The sequence below is a fragment of the Pseudomonas sp. LBUM1678 genome (genome assembly GCF_059695575.1).
In genome coordinates this window covers 786,979-807,291 of the sequence record NZ_CP166775.1, presented here as the reverse complement: position 1 = coordinate 807,291, position 20,313 = coordinate 786,979, and the positions used below count along the sequence as shown (strand labels likewise).

General features: G+C 60.0%; 19 protein-coding genes. 4 read left to right on the top strand and 15 right to left on the bottom strand.

Annotation, left to right across the window (positions count from 1 at the left end; genetic code table 11):
• Positions 1-7 precede the first annotated feature (7 nt).
• The 9 genes from ACA070_RS03550 to mdaB all read right to left on the bottom strand — a co-directional run bounded on the left by ACA070_RS03550 (position 8) and on the right by mdaB (position 10,306).
• On the bottom strand, positions 8-376 hold the full coding sequence (locus ACA070_RS03550; protein ID WP_461984060.1) for a glyoxalase superfamily protein: 369 nt from the start codon (positions 374-376) through the stop codon (positions 8-10).
• Positions 377-443: 67 nt separating this feature from the next.
• Positions 444-1,856: a hypothetical protein gene (locus ACA070_RS03545; RefSeq protein WP_497450060.1), complete on the bottom strand. Its 1,413-nt coding sequence runs from the start codon at positions 1,854-1,856 to the stop codon at positions 444-446.
• A gap of 97 nt (positions 1,857-1,953) precedes the next feature.
• On the bottom strand, positions 1,954-3,411 hold the full coding sequence (locus ACA070_RS03540) for an N-acyl-D-amino-acid deacylase family protein (RefSeq protein ID WP_497450059.1): 1,458 nt from the start codon (positions 3,409-3,411) through the stop codon (positions 1,954-1,956).
• Position 3,412: 1 nt separating this feature from the next.
• Complete coding sequence (locus ACA070_RS03535; RefSeq protein WP_497450058.1) at positions 3,413-4,273, bottom strand: MurR/RpiR family transcriptional regulator; 861 nt, start codon at positions 4,271-4,273, stop codon at positions 3,413-3,415.
• A gap of 15 nt (positions 4,274-4,288) precedes the next feature.
• Entirely contained in the window at positions 4,289-5,638 is a 1,350-nt protein-coding gene (locus ACA070_RS03530) for a GntT/GntP/DsdX family permease (RefSeq protein ID WP_131060841.1), read from the bottom strand.
• Positions 5,639-5,934: 296 nt separating this feature from the next.
• Positions 5,935-7,380 carry a SulP family inorganic anion transporter gene (locus ACA070_RS03525; RefSeq protein WP_497450057.1) on the bottom strand — a complete coding sequence of 482 codons (1,446 nt, stop codon included), beginning with the start codon at positions 7,378-7,380 and terminating at the stop codon, positions 5,935-5,937.
• A gap of 204 nt (positions 7,381-7,584) precedes the next feature.
• Positions 7,585-8,478, bottom strand: a complete 894-nt coding sequence (locus ACA070_RS03520) for an NAD-dependent epimerase/dehydratase family protein (RefSeq protein WP_497450056.1) — start codon at positions 8,476-8,478, stop codon at positions 7,585-7,587.
• Between the two features lie 103 nt (positions 8,479-8,581).
• Complete coding sequence (locus tag ACA070_RS03515) at positions 8,582-9,493, bottom strand: LysR substrate-binding domain-containing protein (RefSeq protein WP_497450055.1); 912 nt, start codon at positions 9,491-9,493, stop codon at positions 8,582-8,584.
• A gap of 222 nt (positions 9,494-9,715) precedes the next feature.
• The gene (mdaB, locus tag ACA070_RS03510; protein WP_497450054.1) at positions 9,716-10,306 is read right to left on the bottom strand and encodes an NADPH:quinone oxidoreductase MdaB; all 591 of its coding nucleotides are present in this window, start codon (positions 10,304-10,306) and stop codon (positions 9,716-9,718) included.
• Between the two features lie 160 nt (positions 10,307-10,466).
• Here mdaB and ACA070_RS03505 point away from each other — a divergent pair, with 160 nt between their 5' ends.
• Positions 10,467-10,781 (top strand): putative quinol monooxygenase, encoded by a 315-nt coding sequence (locus tag ACA070_RS03505; protein WP_497450053.1) that lies wholly within the window; start codon positions 10,467-10,469, stop codon positions 10,779-10,781.
• Here ACA070_RS03505 and ACA070_RS03500 read toward each other — a convergent pair.
• Positions 10,771-11,535 carry a sulfite exporter TauE/SafE family protein gene (locus tag ACA070_RS03500; RefSeq protein ID WP_497450052.1) on the bottom strand — a complete coding sequence of 255 codons (765 nt, stop codon included), beginning with the start codon at positions 11,533-11,535 and terminating at the stop codon, positions 10,771-10,773. The genes ACA070_RS03505 and ACA070_RS03500 overlap by 11 nt on opposite strands.
• Positions 11,536-11,760: 225 nt before the next feature.
• Here ACA070_RS03500 and ACA070_RS03495 point away from each other — a divergent pair, with 225 nt between their 5' ends.
• The 3 genes from ACA070_RS03495 (at position 11,761) to ACA070_RS03485 (ending at position 13,890) form a co-directional block, all read left to right on the top strand.
• The gene (locus ACA070_RS03495) at positions 11,761-12,651 is read left to right on the top strand and encodes a LysR family transcriptional regulator (RefSeq protein WP_497450051.1); all 891 of its coding nucleotides are present in this window, start codon (positions 11,761-11,763) and stop codon (positions 12,649-12,651) included.
• Positions 12,652-12,706: 55 nt separating this feature from the next.
• Positions 12,707-13,282 (top strand): NAD(P)H-dependent oxidoreductase, encoded by a 576-nt coding sequence (locus ACA070_RS03490; protein WP_497450050.1) that lies wholly within the window; start codon positions 12,707-12,709, stop codon positions 13,280-13,282.
• Positions 13,283-13,479: 197 nt separating this feature from the next.
• A complete protein-coding gene (locus ACA070_RS03485) occupies positions 13,480-13,890 on the top strand; it encodes a MerR family transcriptional regulator (protein WP_497450049.1) in 411 nt (136 codons plus the stop codon).
• Between the two features lie 66 nt (positions 13,891-13,956).
• Here ACA070_RS03485 and ACA070_RS03480 read toward each other — a convergent pair whose 3' ends face one another.
• The 5 genes from ACA070_RS03480 to ACA070_RS03460 form a co-directional block, all read right to left on the bottom strand.
• Positions 13,957-16,572 (bottom strand): efflux RND transporter permease subunit, encoded by a 2,616-nt coding sequence (locus ACA070_RS03480; protein ID WP_497450048.1) that lies wholly within the window; start codon positions 16,570-16,572, stop codon positions 13,957-13,959.
• A gap of 33 nt (positions 16,573-16,605) precedes the next feature.
• Positions 16,606-17,442 carry an outer membrane lipoprotein-sorting protein gene (locus ACA070_RS03475; RefSeq protein WP_497450047.1) on the bottom strand — a complete coding sequence of 279 codons (837 nt, stop codon included), beginning with the start codon at positions 17,440-17,442 and terminating at the stop codon, positions 16,606-16,608.
• Between the two features lie 69 nt (positions 17,443-17,511).
• The gene (locus ACA070_RS03470; protein ID WP_497450046.1) at positions 17,512-18,810 is read right to left on the bottom strand and encodes a DUF1302 domain-containing protein; all 1,299 of its coding nucleotides are present in this window, start codon (positions 18,808-18,810) and stop codon (positions 17,512-17,514) included.
• Between the two features lie 2 nt (positions 18,811-18,812).
• Complete coding sequence (locus ACA070_RS03465; RefSeq protein WP_497450045.1) at positions 18,813-19,577, bottom strand: SDR family NAD(P)-dependent oxidoreductase; 765 nt, start codon at positions 19,575-19,577, stop codon at positions 18,813-18,815.
• A complete protein-coding gene (locus tag ACA070_RS03460; RefSeq protein WP_497450044.1) occupies positions 19,574-20,311 on the bottom strand; it encodes a 3-oxoacyl-ACP reductase family protein in 738 nt (245 codons plus the stop codon). Before ACA070_RS03460 ends, ACA070_RS03465 begins: the two co-directional genes overlap by 4 nt.
• Positions 20,312-20,313 lie beyond the last annotated feature (2 nt).

Genomic DNA, 20,313 nt, shown 5'->3' with positions numbered 1-20,313 from the left:
GCGTTGCTTACATGCAGATCGCGTTGGTAAACACCAACCGGTTGCCGAACGGATCACTGATGGTCATGTCCTGGCTTCCCCAGGGCATGGCCTGGATCTGTGGGTGGGAAAACGGATATTCCTTCGCCAGCAGTTGCTGCTGAAATGCCTCAAGTTCGTCGGTCTCGATCCGCAACGCCGAACCCGGCGTGCTGTCGCCATGGTGCTCGGACAGGTGCAGTACGCATTCGCCACGGGAGACTTGCAGGTACAGCGGGAAATTCGCTTCGAAACGGTGTTGCCAGTCGACCGTGAACCCCAGGAAGTCGACGTAGAACTCCAATGCCTTGGTCTCGTCGAAAATCCGCAGGATCGGGGTGGTTTTGCCGAAGCTCATAGGGTCGCTCTCGCCAAGTAGGTAAGGCCCGTACGCGGCGGGCATTGATTCAAGAACAGAGTAGCCATCAATGTGCAGTCTTGATGCTTGCGTCTTGATAGGACTCCGCATTTTTGTCGGTACGGGCGTAGAAGAAGTAGCCGTAGTCCTGCAAATAATAATAGGTGTTCAGGCGATTGTACTGGGCCGCCTGCAATTGGCATTTGAGCTCTTTGGCGCTGCCGCTCAGGCTTGCATTAAGCTCGCTGGCCGGTAAGTCACGGGCAACTGTGCAGTCCATGGAGGATTCGTACCGGTTAGTTTCACCGAGGATCGAGTTGACGTTGCGGTACTTGGTGCTGAAACCCACCTGGCTGTTGATCGGCATCTGTCGCCAGTCGCCATGAAAAATCAGGCTGGTGGTGCTGCTGATGTCTCTGACGGAAGTGTCCGTCAGAACGGTGAAGCGCATTTGCTCCGTCAGGGAAAACAATCCCCTGAAACTGATTTGATTTTGCTCGAACCCCTTCCCCACAGAACGCTCGCTCAATTGCTGAGAAGCCTTGTCGACATCGATGAAATACTCCTGACGCAGCTCACTGCTCTTTCCCTTATAGGTGTGAGTTCCGACCACTTCCAGGTAGCTCAGTGTCTTGATCGGTGACGGCAGGTTCAAGGCCTGAATCGCGGACGCGACCGCGTCAGACAACGGAGGCAGTGACACGGGTGAGGTTTTTTTCGCACGCGGGATAAATACCGGCAATTGCGACACCGCTTCGGGCCTCCCGCAGACCAACCCGAATAACCGCTGATGGTTCTCGTTGCTGCCGGAAATGGCTTGTGGCGCGAGCGGGAAATTATCCTGCCCATCGGTCACGGTGTTGCTGGCATTCACGTCGTACACGGCTACCCGACGATAACTTTGCTGGGCGCAATCGACGGCGTAGCGTTCACGTTTTTGCGCAGAGGGCGCGTTGTAACGCTCACCAAGGCCGACGACAGGGCTATCGTAAGCCGCCCAGAAGCGGATCTCGGCCCCGTCAGCCTTGAGGCTGTTACGATCCAGCAACACCCACTGCTGGTCGCCACTGCCGTTAACGAGGCGCCAGTCCGATTTCGGTGTATTTGCGCAGGCCTTGATGAAGTCCGGATTGTTTTTCAACACTGGGTAGATGGTCGCCGGAATCGGCTGGCCCGCGGTGTACTGCTGATTGTTGGCTCCTGTATACAGGCGTCCGTCACCCGTCAGGTAGAGCAGGCTGGCTTGCGGCGCTGTGCAGGACGCTTCCAGTTGAGCGGCCAGTCCGGCGCCTTTCTGCGCCGCACCGAACTTGCTGAGCTGAAAAGTCAGGACGTCGCCTTCGCGCATGACTGAGTCAACGGCGATGGGACGGGAAAGCAACCCGCCATAAGTTTTTTCGGCTTGCGCTGCCTGCCGTGCCTGAGGGCTGACACATCCGGCCAACAGCGTGATCGCGGCCAGTAAAGTAATGCGTTGCATGAATCCCCTCGGCGGCTGACGCCAAATCCTTTGAATGTCAGCACTTCGGCTTGGCGGTGAGATTCTTTAATCTCACAACGCCATCATTGCACCCGCCTCATTGAAACCCGTCACGCAAATCCCCTTCCCGCGCCAGAAACCGTCCTTCCCGTTTGCCGTTCGCCTGGCCTTCGCTGTAACTCAATACCCCGTTGACCCACACGCCCTCAATCCCCTCCGCCGCCCGTTGCGGGTCACGAAAATCTGCTACGTCACGAATGGTCAACGGATCGAACAACACCAGGTCTGCCCAATGTCCTTCACGGATTTCACCCCGTTGCTTCAAGCCAAAGCGCGCCGCCGACAGCCCAGTCATTTTGTGTACCGCGGTGTGCAGCGGAAACAGCCCGACGTCGCGACTGAAATGCCCAAGCACCCGTGGGAAGGCGCCCCACAAGCGCGGATGCGGAAACGGGTCTTCCGGCAAGCCGTCAGACCCGACCATCGACAACGGATGGGCGAGGATTCTTCTTACATCGGACTCGTCCATTCCGTAGTACACCGCGCCCGCCGGTTGCAGTCGGCGGGCAGCGTCGAGCAGGGGCACGTTCCATTCGGCGGCGATGTCCATCAGGTCGCGACCGCCCAGCTCCGGGTGCGGCGTTGACCAGGTGATGGTGATGCGATGGGCGTCGGTGACTTGCTTGAGGTCCAGGGTCGAAGAACTCGCCGCGTAGGGATAACAATCGCAGCCCACCGGATGAGTTTTCGCAGCCTCCTCAAGCGAGGCCAGCAGTTGCGGACTACGCCCCCAGTTGCCGGCCCCCGCGCATTTGAGGTGGGAAATGATCACCGGGGATTTCGCATGTCGGCCGATCTGGAAGGCCTCGTCCATGGCCGCCAGCACTGGTTCGAATTCGCTGCGCAAATGGGTGGTGTACACCGCGCCGAATGCCGTCAGTTCTTCAGTCAGTTGCATCACTTCATCGGTGGTCGCCGAAAACGCACTGGCGTAGGCCAGACCGGTGGATAAGCCCAAGGCGCCGGCCTCGAGACTTTCGCGCAGTTGCTCGCGCATCGCGCGGATTTCATCCGCCGTTGCGGTGCGAAACAGGTCGTCGAGGTGGTTGCTGCGCAAGGCGGTATGGCCCACCAGTGCGGCGACATTCAGCGTGGTGTTCGCCGCTTCGACCGCTGCGCGGTAATCACTGAATGTCGGGTAAACAAAAGCCGCCGAGGTGCCGAGCAGGTTCATCGGGTCCGGCGGATCGCCACGCAGACTCACCGGTGACGCGCTGATTCCGCAGTTGCCGACAATCACCGTGGTCACGCCCTGGCTGAGCTTGGGCAGCATCTGCGGCTGACGAATCACCACCGTGTCGTCGTGGGTGTGCACATCGATAAAACCAGGTGCAAGTACGCGGCCGGCGGCGTCGATTTGTTCGTTGGCGGTGGCATCGTGCAAGTCGCCGATGCGCTCGATACGGCCCTTCAGAATCCCCACATCGGCGGGATAACCCGGGCTGTTGCTGCCATCGATGACCAAGGCGTTGCGAATCAGCGTGTCGTACATCATGTCAGTCTCCCAGCGGCAAGTGATCGTCGCCGCCGCGGTAATCGTCGAGGGCGAGTTTGATCCGCCGCAGACGTTCTTGATTGTCTTCAGGATTGGCCAGCGCCAGCTCGGTGGCAAGTACGTCGATGGCCAGCAGCATGCCGTAGCGCGCCGCCGTGGGTTTGTAGATGAACGAGGTCTCGACGCCTTGCAGCGGCAGCAGCACATCCGCCAATTGCGCCAGCGGCGAATCGGCGCGGGTGATGGCGATAATCCGTGCGCCGTAGTTGCGGGCCAGTTCGACGGCTTCGATGAGTTCCGGGGTGATGCCGGTCAGCGAGCAGGCAATCACGGCGCGTTCGGCATCGAGGCTGGCGGCAGTGACGCGCATCATCACCGGGTCGTGGCATGCCGCAACCGGGTAGCCGAATCGCACCAGCCGCACTTGCAGTTCGTCGCTGCACAAGGTCGAGCAACCGCCCATTCCGAACGCATGAATCATCCGCGCCTTGCCCAGCAGTTTCACCGCATCGGCGAAACGCGACTCGTCGAACGCCGACAAGTGCTGGCGCAAGGTCGACTCGATATCACCGACGATCTGCCCGTAAAACGCCGACTGATCCGGCGTGCCCGCCGGGTCGAGAAAACGGCTGCCGACACCGCTGGCCTGGGCCAGTTGCAGGCGCAGATCGCGCAGGTCGCGACAGCCCACCGTGCGGGCAAACCGCGACAGCGTGGCAGTGCTGACTTCCGCTCGCTGCGCCAGCTCATCGAGGCTGGCGGCGGAGGCAAAGCCGACGTCGTCGAGCATCAGCCGCGCGATGCGTCTTTCCCCGGCACTGAAGGAATCCTGTCGGGCGCGGATCTGATAGAGGATGTCCATGGCAGGCGGCTCCGGTTAAATCAGGTAGGAAAGACCGACGGTCAGCGCGAAAGCGACCACCGAAATAATGGTCTCGAGCACGGTCCAGGTCTTGAAGGTCTGGGCGACGGTCATGTTGAAGTATTCCTTGATCAACCAGAAGCCGCCGTCGTTGACGTGGGAAAAGATAACCGACCCGGCACCGGTCGCCAGCACCAGCAACTCCGGATGCGGATAACCCAGACCGATGGCCACCGGCGCCACAATGCCCGAGGCGGTGGTCATTGCCACGGTGGCAGAACCGGTGGCGATGCGCATCAACGCGGCAAACAGCCAACCCATGATCAACGGCGACAGGTGAAATTCGTCGGCCAGGCTGACGATCTGGTTGGTCACCCCGGCGTCCACCAGAATCCGGTTCAAACCACCGCCGGCGCCGACCAGCAAGGTGATGCTGGCGGTCGGTGCCAGGCATTCATTGGTGAACTTGAGGATCGATTCGCGGTTGAAGCCTTGGGCGATGCCGAGGGTCCAGAAACTCAGCAGCGTCGCCAAAAGCAAGGCAATCACCGAGTTGCCGATGAACAACAGGAACTGGTTAAAACCGCTGCCCGGCGTGGAGATCAGGTTGGCCCAGCCGCCGATCAGCATCAGCACCACCGGCAGCAAAATGGTCGCCATGGTGATGCCGAAACCCGGCAGGCTGTCCCGCGGTTCGCGGTCGAGGAACTGCCGTTCCAGCGGGTTTTCCGCCGGCAGTTGAATGCGCGGCACGATGAACTTGGCGTACAGCGGACCAGCAATGATCGCGGTCGGAATGCCGATCAGAATCGCGTAAAGCAAGGTCTGCCCCACCGACGCCTGATACACCTGCACCGCCAGCATCGCCGCCGGGTGCGGTGGCACCAGCGCATGCACCACCGACAGACCGGCGACCATCGGCAAGCCAACCATCAGGATCGACACGCCGACACGCCGCGCCACAGTAAAGGCGATCGGTACCAGCAACACAAAACCGACCTCGAAGAACAGCGGCAACCCAACCAGGAAGGCGATGCAGACCATCGCCCAGTGCGCGTTCTTCTCGCCGAACCGGTCGATCAAGGTCCGCGCCACCTGCTCGGCGCCGCCGGACTCGGCCATCATCTTGCCGAGCATCGTGCCCAGCGCCACGACCAGCGCGATGTGCCCCAGCGTCTTGCCGACCCCGGCCTCGTACGCGCCGACTACGCCGGACGGCGGCATGCCCGCCAGCAGCGCGAGGCCGATGGACACCAAGGTGATCACAATGAAGGGATTGAGTCGGTAGCGGGCGATCAGAACGATCAGGGCAATGATGGCGATGGCGGCATACACCAGCAGCCAATAGCCGAAGGACAGGGTCATGCGGTACTCCTCGAAAGGGTCACGTCGAAAGTTTTGTGAAACTCTTAAATCATTTCGAAGCGTGATTTTCAAACGAGGTGAAAGTTATTTTCGTGCAGAGGTAAGGGATGTCGCACAGAGGTATGCGAGGTCGGTGGATATGAAAATCAGGCAGGCGTATTTACATCATCCTCATGCTGATCGTTCCCATGCTCTGCGTGGGAATGCAGCCGGGGACGCTCTGCGTCCCAGACGCGGACGCAGAGCGTCCGGTGAGGCATTCCCACGCGGAGCATGGGAACGATCGGCTAGCACTCTCAGTCATGACTGACGCGAGCGCGTTTGAGCAACTTCTTGCAGCGCTCGGACAAGTGCAGGACGCGCAGATGCTTGCCGGCCTTGGCGTAGCGCTCACGCAGCGTCTTGAGCGCGGCGATGGCCGAATAGTCGACAAAGCTCAGGTGGCGGCAGTCGATGGTCACGACAGGCGGATCGTTGGCAGGATCGAACTGATTGAGAAACGGCGTGGTCGAGGCAAAGAACAGCGTGCCGTGAAGGTGATAGAGCTTGCTGCCGTCAGCCTCGACATGAGCATCGGCATACAGCTCGCGGGCCTGCTGCCAGGCAAAGTTGAGCGCGGCAATGATGATCCCGCACAGCACGGCAGTGGCCAGATCGGTGAACACGGTGATGACCGTGACCGCGACAATCACCAAGACATCGTTCAGCGGCACCTTGTTCACCACCCGCAACGAAGCCCAGGCGAACGTCTGTTGCGACACCACAAACATCACGCCGACCAGTGCGGCCAACGGAATGCGCTCGATCAGCGGCGACAGAAACAGAATGAACAGCAGAATCAGCACCCCGGCCACCACACCGGACAACCGTCCACGACCACCGGAACTGAGGTTGATAACGGTCTGGCCGATCATCGCGCAGCCACCCATGCCACCAAACACACCCGAGACCATGTTGGCCGCACCCAACGCCACGCACTCGCGATCCGGGAAGCCACGGCTCTCGGTGATCTCGTCGGTGAGGTTCAGGGTCAGCAAGGTTTCCAGCAGGCCGACCAGCGCCATCAATATCGCGTAAGGCGCGATGATGCGCAGGGTGTCCAGGCTCCACGGAATCTCTGGCAGCGCAAACGTCGGCAAGCCGCCGGCGATGTGCGCCATATCGCCCAAGGTGCGCGTCGGCAGGCCGAGCAGGTAAACCGCCAGCCCGACACTCAGGATCGCCACCAGCGCCGGCGGCACGGCACGCGTCAGGCGCGGCAGCAGGTAAACGATCGCCATCGTCAGCACCACCAACCCGGTCATCATGTACAACGGCATGCCGCTGAGCCAGTCGTCACCGCTTTTAAAGTGCTCGAGTTGCGCCAGCGCAATGATGATCGCCAGGCCGTTGACGAAGCCGAGCATCACCGGATGCGGCACCATCCGCACCAGTTTGCCCAGCCTCAGCAACCCGAACGCCAGCATGATCAGGCCCCCGAGCAACACTGTCGCGAGCAGATACTGCACGCCGTGCTGCACTACCAACGCGACGATCACCACCGCCATCGAACCGGCCGCACCCGACACCATCCCCGGTCGCCCGCCGAACAGCGCGGTCAGGGTGCAAATGATGAAAGCACCGTAAAGCCCCATCAGCGGATTGAGGTGAGCCACCAGCGCGAAGGCAATGCATTCGGGTAGCAGGGCGAAAGAGGTGGTGAGTCCGGCCAGGACATCGGCGCGCAGACGTTTTGGTTTCATGGAGGATCGGACACAACAGAGAAGGAGGGAGCGGATGTTACGGAATAGGGGGCGACCCGGCCAGTTGTTGGTTTGCTGAAAACGCAATCGCGAGCAGGCTCGCTCCCACAGTAGATCTCCGTTGCACACAAAATCTGTGTCCTATGAAGATCAAATGTGGGAGCGAGCCTGCTCGCGATTGCAGCGACGCGGTCTAGAGCGAACTCAAACCATCTCGTCCCGAATCCATTCAACCACCGACGTCCGCTTCGGCACCCAGCCCAACAACTCACGCGCATGCTTGCCGCGAACCCGGCTGTTGGAGCCCAGACCATAGTTGGCCATTTCATAACCCCATTCGGCTTCGGCCTCTTTCAACGGCCAGTCCTGCGCCTTGCCGAGTTTCAGGGCTTCAGCCATGGCAGTGGTCATGTCGATGAACGACGCTTCACCGCTTTCGACGAAGTAGAACGTGCCCGGTACGTTTTTGCTCAGCGCCAACAAATAGAGGGAAACCACGTCTTCGATGTGTACGTTGGACCAGATGTTCTGCCCCGTGCCGACATGCCGAACCACGCCGCTTTTACGCGCCTGTTTCAGCAAACGCGGCAGCTGCACGCTGTCGCGATTGACACCCAGGCTGTGGCCGTAAATCAGGGTGTTGCAGATGACGCCCGAGTTCACGCCGTCTTTCGCCGCCGCGAGGATCAGGTTGTCGACGGCCACGCGGGCAGCCTTGTCCACCGTCGGCTCCGGCAGGTTGTCTTCGAAATAGATGACGTCGCTGGATTTGCCGCCCGACGCATCGCCGACGATGCTCGAACCGCTGGTGTGCAGGAACACTTTGTGGGAGCCGCGCAAGGCATTGAGCAAGGCTTCCACCGCGCCGCGATGGTCGCTGCTGGCGGCGTTGATCACGGCATCGGCTGCGCGGGCTTGTTCGGTCAATAGTGCGCTGTCGTCAAGAGTGCCGATCACCGGGGTGATGCCCAGTGCGCTCAGTTCAGTGGCTTGTTCGGCGTTGCGAACCAGGCCGGTGACCTTGTGGCCCGCCCGGACGAGACCGGTGGCGATGGAGCCGCCGATGAATCCAGCGGCGCCGGTAACGAATACGTTCATGGAGAAACTCCCTGCGTGAATAAGTGATGCATTGAGTATCGAGGACCGTCCCGTGGCGAAACAGACCCGCTGACCCAAATCACTCTTGCGCAGGACTCACGAATCAGCCTTTGAAGTCCGCATTGGCATAAGCCGCCAATTTGCCTTGGATGAAGTCCAGGAAGCACTGGATACGCAGGGCAAGTTGCGAGTTGCGGTAATACACCGCGTTGATCGGCTGGCGATAGCCGCTGTTGAAATCCGCCAGCAGCACCTGCAATCGCCCGGCGCGAATGTCGTCGATCGTCATGAAGTGCGACAGGCAGGCAATGCCCTGGCCTTCCAGCGCCAAATGCCGGATCGTCTCGCCGCTAGAGGCACTGATCGAAGCCTGAATCGGCCAACGATCACCGTGCACATACCGCAGCGGCCACTGGTTGAGGCCTTCGTTCTGGGTAAAACCCAGCAACGCATGCCCGGTCAGGTCCGCAACCGCCTTCGGCGTGCCGTGTTGCTCAAGGTACGCCGGGCTGGCGACGATGTGCAGCGGGCTGCAACCCAGCGAGCGCGCATGCAACGTCGAGTCGGCCAGTGTGCCGATGCGGATGGCGATGTCGGTGCTTTGTTCGAGCAAGTCGATGATCAGGTCGTTGCTGTTGAGTTCGAGCTGGATGTCCGGGTAGAGGCAGCGGAACTCGTCGATGTAGGGCACGATGGCGTGCAGCATGAACGGCGACGCGGCGTTGATCCGCAAACGCCCGGACGGGGTTTGCTGGCGTGAGGTCAGGCGTTCTTCGAGTTCGTCCATCTGATCGAGAATCAGCTTGGCGTGTTCAAAGAAATACTTGCCTTCCTCCGTCAAGTCCATGCGCCGCGTGGTGCGGTTGATCAGCGTGGTATCGAGTTTGGCCTCCAGCCGCGACAGCGTGCGGCTGACCGCCGAAGGCGTCTGCCCGACCTGTTCGGCGGCAGCGGAGATCGACCCACACTCAATCACGCAGACGAAAATCTGCAACTCATCGGATCTGGCTTTCACGTGTGTCCCTTATCGATAATTCTGCGCAGCTCTAATGTACAGAGGAAATCCATGTGGCGAGGGAGCTTGCTCCCGCTCGGCGGCGAAGCCGTCGTGAAATCAGGCGCCATGGTCTAACTGAACCACCGCGTTCATTGGTTGGGGTCCGCTTCGCGCACCAGCGGGAGCAAGCTCCCTCGCCACAAATCAGCGTCCGCTCAAGACATCGATAGTAGCCGAGCCTTAAGCCTTGAGGCCAAACACCTCAGTCAAATGCTGCTCATAACGCGCCACATCACCCTCGATATCCGGACGTTTCATCACATCGACCGCCAGGAAGGTCGGCAAACCGGTCATGCCGAGGAACTCGTTGGCCTTGTGAAACGGGAAGTACACCGCGTCCACGCCCTTGCCTTCGAAGAAATCGGTCGGGTCGTCAAAGGCTTGCTGCGGTGCGTTCCAGGTCAACGACAACATGTATTGCTTGCCGTGCACCAATCCACCGCTGCCGTACTTTTGCGAGGCGTCGGAACGGGTGCGGCCGTCGCTGGCGTAGAGGCTTCCGTGGCCTTCGGTGAAGACTTCGTCGATGTACTTTTTCACGGTCCACGGCGCGCCCATCCACCAGCCAGGCATCTGATAAATGATCACATCGGCCCAGAGGAACTTGGCAACTTCTTCGGCAACGTCGTACCCCTCGTCGATAAAAGTGGCTTTCACGTCGACACCACCACGATCCAGCACGCTCAGCGCGGCTTCATGCAGGGTGGTGTTGTAGCGGCCATCAGAGTGGGCGAACTTTTTGCCGCCATTGAGCAACAGGACTTTTTTCATGAGCAGTCTCGGAAGGTTGGAAATTCGATGGCGGCAGAGTAACGACCTGCCTCGCGCGGAAAAAGCGTTGAATTCGCAAAATTCATTTGACCAATACGCACGAATCGACCGGCGATTGTTGCCATAAACTTGCGCCGACTCTGACTTGAGGAGATTTCTGATGAGTGAAATGCAAGGCTTCATCCTGCACGCCAAGACCCGCCCGGAAAAATCCGACGCCTTCGAAGCGTTTTTCAGCGGCCATGTAGAGGCGAGTCGGGCCGAGCCCGGCTGCATCGAGTACCACATGCTGCGCGACAAACAGGACCCGACCCTGTTTATCTTTTACGAGATCTGGCAGTCCCAGGCCCACCTCGACGTGCACTCGAACCTGCCGCACATGCAGCAATTCCGTGAGGTGCGCATGGAGTACCTGGAGCGGGATTTCGACATTCGCGCCGTCAAGATGCTTAGCCCGTCTTCCGCTACCCGCTGATCAGCAGGTGGCTGCCGAGCACGCCGAGGCCGATGAAGAACACGCGCTTGAACAGCACGGCGCTGATCCGCTGACGCAACCATTGGCCAAGCAACATGCCAAGCACTGCCGGGATCAACGCCAGTAACGACGCACCTAACTCGCCACCGCCGAGGGCGCCGCGCCATAACAGGCCGGCGGCCAGGGCGAGGGTCGAGACGGTGAACGACAGGCCGAGCGCCTGCACCAGTTCATCTTTGCTCAAGCCCAATGCTTGCAGGTACGGCACCGCCGGAATCACGAAGACGCCGGTGGCTGATGTGATAACGCCTGTCAGCACTCCGCACAGCGAACCGAGCCAGCGTTCGGTTCTTCCCTCGACGCGCAAGGTCGGCAGGAATAAACCGCTCAGCGCATAGAGCAACAGCGCCCCTCCCAACGCCCGCACCACCCAGTGACCTCCGGCCATGCCGATCCACACCGTGCCCGCCCCGGTGCCGATGAAGATCGCCAGGAGCATTGGCCACAACCGTTTGATCAAGCCGAGCAAATGCCCACCGAATGCCAGTTGCCAGACATTGGTGAGGGTTGCCGGAATGATCAACAGCGCCGCAGCCTGCGAGGGTGCCATAGCCAGACCGAGCAGGCCCATGGCGATGGTGGGTAAGCCGAGGCCGATGACGCCTTTGATCATGCCGGCCAGTAAAAAAGTGGCGATGACCAGCAAGGAAAGGGCCAGACCGAGGTTTTGATAGAACGCGGCGAGAGTATTCATGGGGCTATCGTGAGCCTGGATTGGCCGGTTGAAAATCTGCCATATACTGAGGTTGCCTCTTGATTTGGCAGAGGCTGAAGAATGTATTGATGCAACCGACGCCTTCGCGGGCAAGCCTCGCTCCTACAGTAGGCCGAGTCAGTTCGGACGACGCGGTCAACTGTAGGAGCGAGGCTTGCCCGCGAAGGCGCCCGCCCAGACAACAAACATCCAGAGGCAGAAACAATGCACTTCGACCTGACCGACCTGCGCCTCTACCTGAACATCCTCGACACCGGCAACATCACCGCCGGTGCCGTCCGCAGCCATTTATCCCTGGCAGCGGCGAGCGCACGCATCCGCGCCATGGAATCTTCGCTCGGCATTGAATTTCTGGACCGTGGTCGTCGCGGTGTCACCCCGACCCCCGCAGGTAAAGCGTTGGCAAAACACGCCCGGGCCCTGCTGCAACAAGCCGAACGCATGCAACAGGACCTGGCCGAATACGCCAAGGGCGTCAAAGGTCAGGTCCGGTTGTTGTGCAACACCACCGCGATCACCGAATACCTGCCGGAGTTGCTCGCTGACTTTCTGCGCGAACATCCGAACCTCGACATCGACCTTCAAGAGTTGCCCAGCGCCCGCATAACCCATGCGTTGCGCCACGGCGCGGCAGACCTCGGGATCGTGTCCGACGCGGTGGACACCGATGATTTGCAGACCCGGCCGTTTCGCGATGACCCGCTGCTGTTGATCCTGCCTTCCGACCATCCACTGGCCGAACAGCCGTCACTGACCTTCGCCGACACCTTGAGCCATGACTATGTGGCGCTGGGCGCCAGCAGTGCATTGGCGATCCACCTGGAAGAACAGGCCTTGCACATTGGCCAGCGCATGCCTATCCGTATTCGCGCTGACGGCTTCGACGGGGTCATTCGGATGGTCGCGCGCGGTGCAGGGCTGGCCATTGTGCCGCGGATGGCCATCGAGCGCTGGCCACAAGCCCAAGGGGTCACGACCCGCGCTCTTCCCGAAGACTGGGCCAACCGCACCCTGAAAATCTGTGCCCGCGACTTCGACAGCCTGCCCGGTTACGCCCGGGCCTTGCTGGAGGCGCTGACGCCGAGAACGCCTTGACTCTACCGTTAGGGGCAGACTCTATGCTGCGAGCTTCATTTCAGGAGTACACGCGATGAGCAAACGAATGCTCGTGATTCTGGGTCACCCCTCCACCGACAGCTTCTGCGGCGCGCTGAGCGAAAGTTACGTCCAGGCCGCCAAGGATGCTGGTCACGAGGTGCGGCTACTGCGTCTGGATGCGCTGGACTTTGATCCGGTCTTGCACGACGGCTATAACACTATTCAGCCGCTGGAGCCGGACCTGCTGAAAGCCCAGGCCGATATCACCTGGGCCGAACACCTGACATTCGTTTATCCGATCTGGTGGGGTGGGATACCGGCGTTGATGAAGGGCTTTCTCGACCGCATTTTCCTGCCCGGTTTTGCCTTCAAATACCGTGAAGGCAAGGCCTTCCCCGACAAACTGCTCAAGGGCCGGACTGCGCATTTGCTGGTGACCATGGACACGCCGCCCTGGTATTACAAATGGGTCTATCGCATGCCCGGCCTGCACCAGATGCGCAAGACGACCCTGGAGTTCTGCGGCATCAAGCCGTTGAAGACCCTGACTTTCGGGCCGATCCTGGGCTCCAAGTCGACTCAGCGCGACGCCTGGCTGGAACAGGCCCGGGTCACCGCCGGCAGCTGACGTCCCGCTCGTTGTTTGCTGACGGCGCGCTCGACGTCGTCAGCCTCCCCACGTCCCCTTCAAGCGGTCGTTCGTCGCTTGTGCGCGTCATTTACACGCAGCTGCAACCTTTGAATGTTATTCACTATATTATTCCCTCCGATCAGGCATGAGGCCTGGTCGCGCTACGCCCTGTTTGATCATCGAGACGGATCTTTATGTATATCGGCAAAGCCGCCCAGCTGTCGGGCACCACAGTCAAAAGCATTCGCCATTACGAAGAAATCGGCCTGTTGCCCGAGCCCAAGCGTGAAGGCAAATACCGCATCTACAGCCAGCAGAGTGTCGAGGTGTTGACGTTCATCAAGTGCGCCCAGCAACTGGGTTTCAAGCTCAAAGAGCTGCAGGTGATGTTGAACAACTACCACGGTGATGAATTCCCGTGGGACATGGCGCAAAAAGCGATCGCCGAAAAAAAGGCCGAGCTGGTCTCCCAGATCGGCGCTCTTGAGCAATTGCACGACGGCCTCGAAGCGTTCGAAAACAACCTCAACGATGCCAGAGAGGAATGTCAGTTCGAGCGTATCGCCCGCTATGGCGAAAAAAACCCGGGCAATACACTGAACTGAATACGCTGCTGCGCTGGATGACCCGGCTCGCAGGTCACTTGCGCACCTGCGTTGCCGGTCATCAGGTCAGCTCAAGGCGGGCTTCCCCACTGCTCGATCTTGCCCAGGCACCGGCGCGACCGGAACAATCGCCGCGAAGAACCACGGCGACACTAGCGTCACCAGCAGAATGGTCATGACACCGCTGGAAAACAGTGCCATCGCAACGAGTGCGCCCAGATCGACAATCGGCTTGAAGTCGGAAAACAGCAGCGCCATGAAGCCCACGGAGAAAATCACCACGTTGACCACGGTCGAACGGCCGACGCTGTGCATCGCCTGCAAAATGGCTGCATCGATATGAATCCCTTGCTGCACCAGCAATTTGATCCGTGACAGCAGGTGCACCGCGTAATCGACCACGCCGACCACCAGGAACGTCACCAGCGTCGTACCGATGTTCAGCTCGATGCCGAACAGGAACATGAAGCCATAGACCGTTACCGAGGTGGTCAATAGGGTAAGCATGCCGAGAACGCCCAACCGTACCGACTTGAGCCAATACATCATCATCAGCGTGACCACCACCAACGCCAGGGAGAAACTCAGGACCTGACCCTGGGTGATTTCCTGCAATACGCCGGTCCAGATCAACGGCGTGCCGGCGTGCGTCACTTCGAGGTTGGCCGGTTTGTTCACCAGCAACCAGGCATCGAGCCGATCCAGCATGCCCTGGTAATCGCTGGCCACCGACGACGTCATGGTGTACAGCGTCAGCGCCTTGGAATAGTCGGCGTTGAGTACGTTATTGAGGTCCGAACCACCGCCGTTCTCGAACAGCATCACGTGTTGCTCGATCAGCGAATTGCCCGGCACCTCGAACCGCTCGACCTGTCCCTCGTCATTGACCGACGTCACCTGTTCCAGTGCCTGGGGCACGCGCAAGAAGTCGGGGTTCATGTCGTTGAGCACCAGGTTCATGCGCTTGACGTAAGTGGCCAGGGAGTAGCCGTAACTGACATGCGGCTGCTGCTTGATGAAGTGGTCGAGCTTGTCGATGAACTGCACCACTTCGGTGGTCAGCACGCCGCGCGGCTCTTTGCTGTCGATGGCGATCCAGCCCGGTGCCGTGCCCGCGACCCTGGCGTTGTTGATGAACTGGTCCGAAACGCGGATATGACTCTCGGGCTTGAAGTAGGCAATGCCCGAGTCTTCGATATCGACACGGAAGGTGAACACCGTCATCAGGGCCAGCAACGGCAGGGTCACTATCAAGATCGGTTTGCGCCACTGAATCAGTCGCGCACAAAACGCCACCAGATAGCGCGAGATGATCGACTCCTTGTGTACCGCGGCCAGGGTTTTCGGGGTTTGATCCTTGCCCCAGATCGAGATCCAGGCGGGAATCAGCAACAGTGAAATGATCAGCGCCGCCGTCAAGCCGATGGACATGAACACGCCGAAATTGCGGATGCTGACAATGTTATTGGTGGTGGAAATCATGAAGGTGGCGATGGTGGTCACCGTCGTCAACACCACCGGCACCACCATCAACCGTTGCGTCTCGCGATTGGCTTCGCGGTTACTTTTACCGGCGTTTTTCTGCTCGTAATACTCGGCCATCACATGGATCGCATCCGAGCAGCAAATGGTGAACAGAAACACTGGAAGTACGCTGGTCAGCAAGTCGAAGGGCACTCGCAACAGGGCCATCAGGCCGAGCGTCCAGATGGTACAGAACAGAATGTTGAACAGCGGCAACAGCACGCCCAGCGGTTTGCGGAAGAAGAAAATCAACAGCAGGGTGATCAGCAAAAAGACAATCGGAAACAGCACCGCCAGGTCATGGTCAATGATCTCTTGCTGGGCCGCGATGAAGATCGGCATGCCGGCAATGAAAATCTCGTCCTTGAACTCGGGGTGCGCCGCCTGATAGTCCGCGACGATGCCACGCACAATCTGATAGGCGCGCAGTTGCGCCTGGGCATCGTCTTGCTTGGTGCCCAGTTCGGCCACCAGCATCGCGACTTTCTTGTCCTTGGAGACCACACCGTCGACCATCAGCTCGTTGCCCATGATCTGCGACTCGACCAACGCCGGGTCCATGTCGTAGGCGTTGAGGGTCTTGTGGATCAGCAACTCGCCATCGTGGGTCAGCACGATGTTTTCCAGATCACCCATGGAAGCCATTTCGCGAATCGGGTTAATCCGCTCGGCGAGAAAGCTAAGGAACAGCTGATCATGGGCATCCCAGTTCTGGCTCTGGGCGTAATCACGCAGAGCCTTGGCCTGGGCGTAGTCATTCTGGGAAAAACCGTTCTCCAGTATGTCCCGCGCCAACAACTGCGCACGACTGTCGTCCGGATACCTGGCGACGATTTGCGCCAACTGCTCCTTGTCGGCGTCGTTGGCCAGGATCATTTTGCGCACCGATTGCGACATCGAAAACAGTGCGTTGAGGGTCGGCTTGTTGAACACCGTCTGCGGGTTGTTGATGGCCACCATCACCGAGTCAAACGTACCGGTGAACTCGCTTTGCAGATCGATGATGGTTTTGCGCGCCGGATGGCTTTCCTTGAGCAGATAAGGGTTGGTGTCGGAGATCAGCGAGCCCAGCGTATAAGTGAAATACGCCGTGACCGCCACCAGCAGGAAAACGATCGCCCGCGCATAGCGCTCGACGAAGTTCAGGTATCTTTCCATGATCATGCGTTCCAGGGTCGTCAGGGTCGGCGCTTAGCGGGCAGACACGGCAAAGTCCGGCACGTCGCCGGTTTTCAGCCCGCGCTTGATGGCGGTCTGGGTGAACAAACGGTCTTCCAGTTGCACGTTGTATTGCAGGTGGTTGAAGCGCATTTCTGAACGCGTGCCGTCGATGAAGTGTTCGGTTTCGCTCAGCACGACGCTGTCGATCGAGTCGATGGTTTCGACTTTCTGCGTGCGCATCTGCTTGACCAGCACGCCTTTGACGTCGAAGAAGTCCTGGCGCATGACCAGGAAATTCTGCTTGTCGATCCACACTTTCAGTTTGTTGTAGCCGGTCTTGGCCAGCACCTCGGGCGACGCCGGTTCACGCTCGATCACGTAGCAGTCGCGGCCCTTGACCTGCTCTTCGCCGACCAGCGTCTGGGAGTAATCCTTGACCCGGATCTTGTCCAGGTCGGCGTAGGAGTACTCGCTGCCCATGAACGAACCGCGCTTGTCGGTGGTGGAGATCCGGCGCGTCTGGCGGCTGACCGGCAAGTACATCCACTGGCTGTCTTCCAGGCCCAGGGTTTCGTGGGGGTTTTCGATATGAAAGGCCACGTCGCGCACGTCGGTGGGGGCGGAGAAATACATGCTGAATTTGTCGCTGTCCGGGTAATCCTTTTGCAGGTAGGTGAACTCGCGAACCCGGGTATTACCCTTCTTGTCGTGGAGGATCAACGACACTTGGGACATGAAGCTTTTGCCGTCGTTTCGATCTCGCACCTGGCGGATGATTTCGTCGGCATTCTTGCCGTCGGCGGCGGTGGCGCAAGCGCCGCTCAGGATCAGCGCGGCAGCGGTCAAAGTTTTGAATAGCGGCAACATGGGAACTTCCCTTTTCGTCAGATAAGTACGGTCGAGCCAATGCGCCAGGGGCACGCAGGCGTCATGGGGTTAAAACAGGTAACCGGCGGACAGCCGCACTTGATCGCGGTTGTCGTACTCGCCGAAGGGTTTGTCGGGCTTGCCGAAGAACACATCCACTTCCAGCCCGAGCTTGATCCAGTCCACCGGTTTGTAGGTGAAGATGCCTTGCAACAGCGCATCGTCCTGAAACGGTGGCGAGGCGGCGACCACCAGCCGGCTCTTGAGTCGGTCCTGCCAATGAGTGCCTTCGGCCGACAGGGTGAACAGGTGCTCGCGCTTGTCTTGCAGCATGCCGTCCTGCCAGTCGAGCAATTGCTGTTGCTGCCACTGCACGGAAATCAGCCAGTCGCGTAGCAAGTAATCGACGCCCAGTAACGACTTGACCATCGAGGTGCTGTCAGCGCCGTAGGCACGGGTCGGATTGGTCACCCGCCAGTTGTCGAACCAGGCAATTTCGCTGCGCACCACGATGCTGTGACCGGCGTCGATCGCCAGCCCCGCGCCGCCCATGGTGTAACGGGGAAACTGGCGCTCCAGTCGCGTGCGGCCGTCATCGGCCAGGCCTTCGACGGCGTACACCGGGTCCTGTTGACGGGCGTTCAATGCGACGAAACTGGTGTCCACCGAACCGATCCGGCCGTTGGCGCTCAAGCCATACGAAAAGCCCTTGTCACCGTCGTAGCCGGGCTTGGAATCCAGCAGGAAATACTGCGGATCCGGCGCGGCAAACAGCGGCGCGTCGAACTCGCTGCCCGCCACCGGCGGCTGGTTTTTCACAAAGTCGGTGACCCACAGTGCCTCCAGTTCCCACTCGCCCACCGGTTGCGCAAACCGCACCATGGGCACCGCGATCCGGCTGTCTTCCAGCAGCGGAGTCAGGCCATCGCGATAGTCCACCGGGTTGACCTGATCGAGCACCCGCAACTCATCGGCACGGCCCCAGACCACTTGCTGCCAGCCGATGGTCACCTCGCCGTCGCCCACCGATTGGCCCCAGTACAAATGCCGCCAGTCGGCGTCAAAGCGGTATTTGTCCCGCGCCCGTTCACTGTATGGATTGTTGCCGTCGTAGCGGGCGTCGTAACGCACCCGGCCCTTGGCCTTGTAGTAGCCACCGTCCCAGTTGTCTTCCAGGTTGGCCTTGAAATACATGGCCTTCTGGGTGACCCGGTCGTCACCGTGCAAGCGCAACGCGGTGGCCACGCCGACCTCGGCGTCGGCGTAATCCGGCTTGAGGTCGTCGACCGTCAATTCAGCCAACGCCGGTGGCGCGACCATGCAGGCCAATACCGCCCACGCGGCGCGGTTAATGTGTAATCCCGCCATGGTTACATTCCCAACCCGACACCGCCGTCGATCACCAGGCTCTGGGCGGTGACCCCGCCCGCTTCGGGGCTGGCCAAGTAACGCACCATCGCCGCGACTTCTTCACTTTGAATGAAGCGCCGCATCGGCAGTTTCTTCTTGGCGTTGCGCAGGATCTGTTCCTGGGTCAGCCCGGCAATGGCCGCTTGCGCTGCCAGTTCACCTTGCAGCATGGGCGTATCGATCCACGCGGGGAGAATCGCATTCACCGTGATCAGCCGTGGTGCCAGGTCCATCGCCAAGGCTTTGGTCATACCGACGATGCCGTGTTTGGAAGCGCAGTACGCGGTGTTGCGAACCTTGCCGGCACGGCCGAGGATCGACGACATGTTGATGATCCGCCCGCGATCCGGCATCAACGGCAGGCACAACGAGGTGACGTAGAACGTACCGTTGAGGTTGACCGAAATCACCTTGTGCCAGTTGTGCAGATCTTCCGGTTCGTTCTCGTTGCAGATGCCGGCGCTGTTGACCAGCACATCGACGTAATCCACTTGTTTGGACAGCATTTTGAAGAATGCTTCCATGCTCGGCAGGTCGGCAATGTTGGCCGCATGGGTTTCGACCCGGGCCTTGATCTGCCCGTGTTGCTCGTCAACCCAGCGTTGCAGTTCCGGCAAATCCAGGTCCAGCAGGATCAAGCGGTGATCAGCATCGGCGGCAAAATTCTCTGCCACCGCCCGGCCTATGCCCTTGGCGGCACCGGTAATCAGAATGGTCCGGCTCATGGCATTTTCAACCCGCCGTTGACCGGCAGGACCTCACCCGTCAGGTACAAACCACGATCGGCGATGTACAGCACCGCCTCGGCGATTTCATGGGGTTCGGCGTAACGCTTGATCAGCAACCGCGCCTGGATTTCCTGTTCCTGAGTGCCGATCAACGCTGTGCTCATTTCCGTGTTAACGATGCCCGGGGCCACCGCATTCACCCGAATGTTGCGCGGCGCCAACTCCACCGCCAGGGCACGGGTCAGCGCTTCGACGCCGCCCTTGGCCGCGGCATAGTTGCTTTGACCCTTGCCGGGTTTCTGCGCGGCCACCGAACTGATGTTGACGATGCACCCGCTGCGCTGGCGCATCATGGACGGCACCACTTGCTGACAGCAGAGCAAGGTGCCGATCAGGTTGGTCTGGATCACCTCGATGATGTCGCGGCTCGGCATCGTCGCCAGCAACCCGTCACGGGTGATGCCGGCGTTGTTGACCAACAGATCGACGCGCTGGAAATGCTGGTCGACTCGCTCGAAAAAGCCCTTGATGCTGTCGCCGCTGCTGACATCGCATTGCAGCGCCAGGCACTCGAGACCCTGCGCCTGCACCTCATCACGCAACGACATAGCGGCCACTTCGTCGCGCACATAACTGAACGCAATCTGATAGCCCGCGCCAGCCAGGGCGAGGACGATCGCCCGGCCGATGCCACGACTGCCACCGGTCACCACTGCTACTTTATTCGGCATGA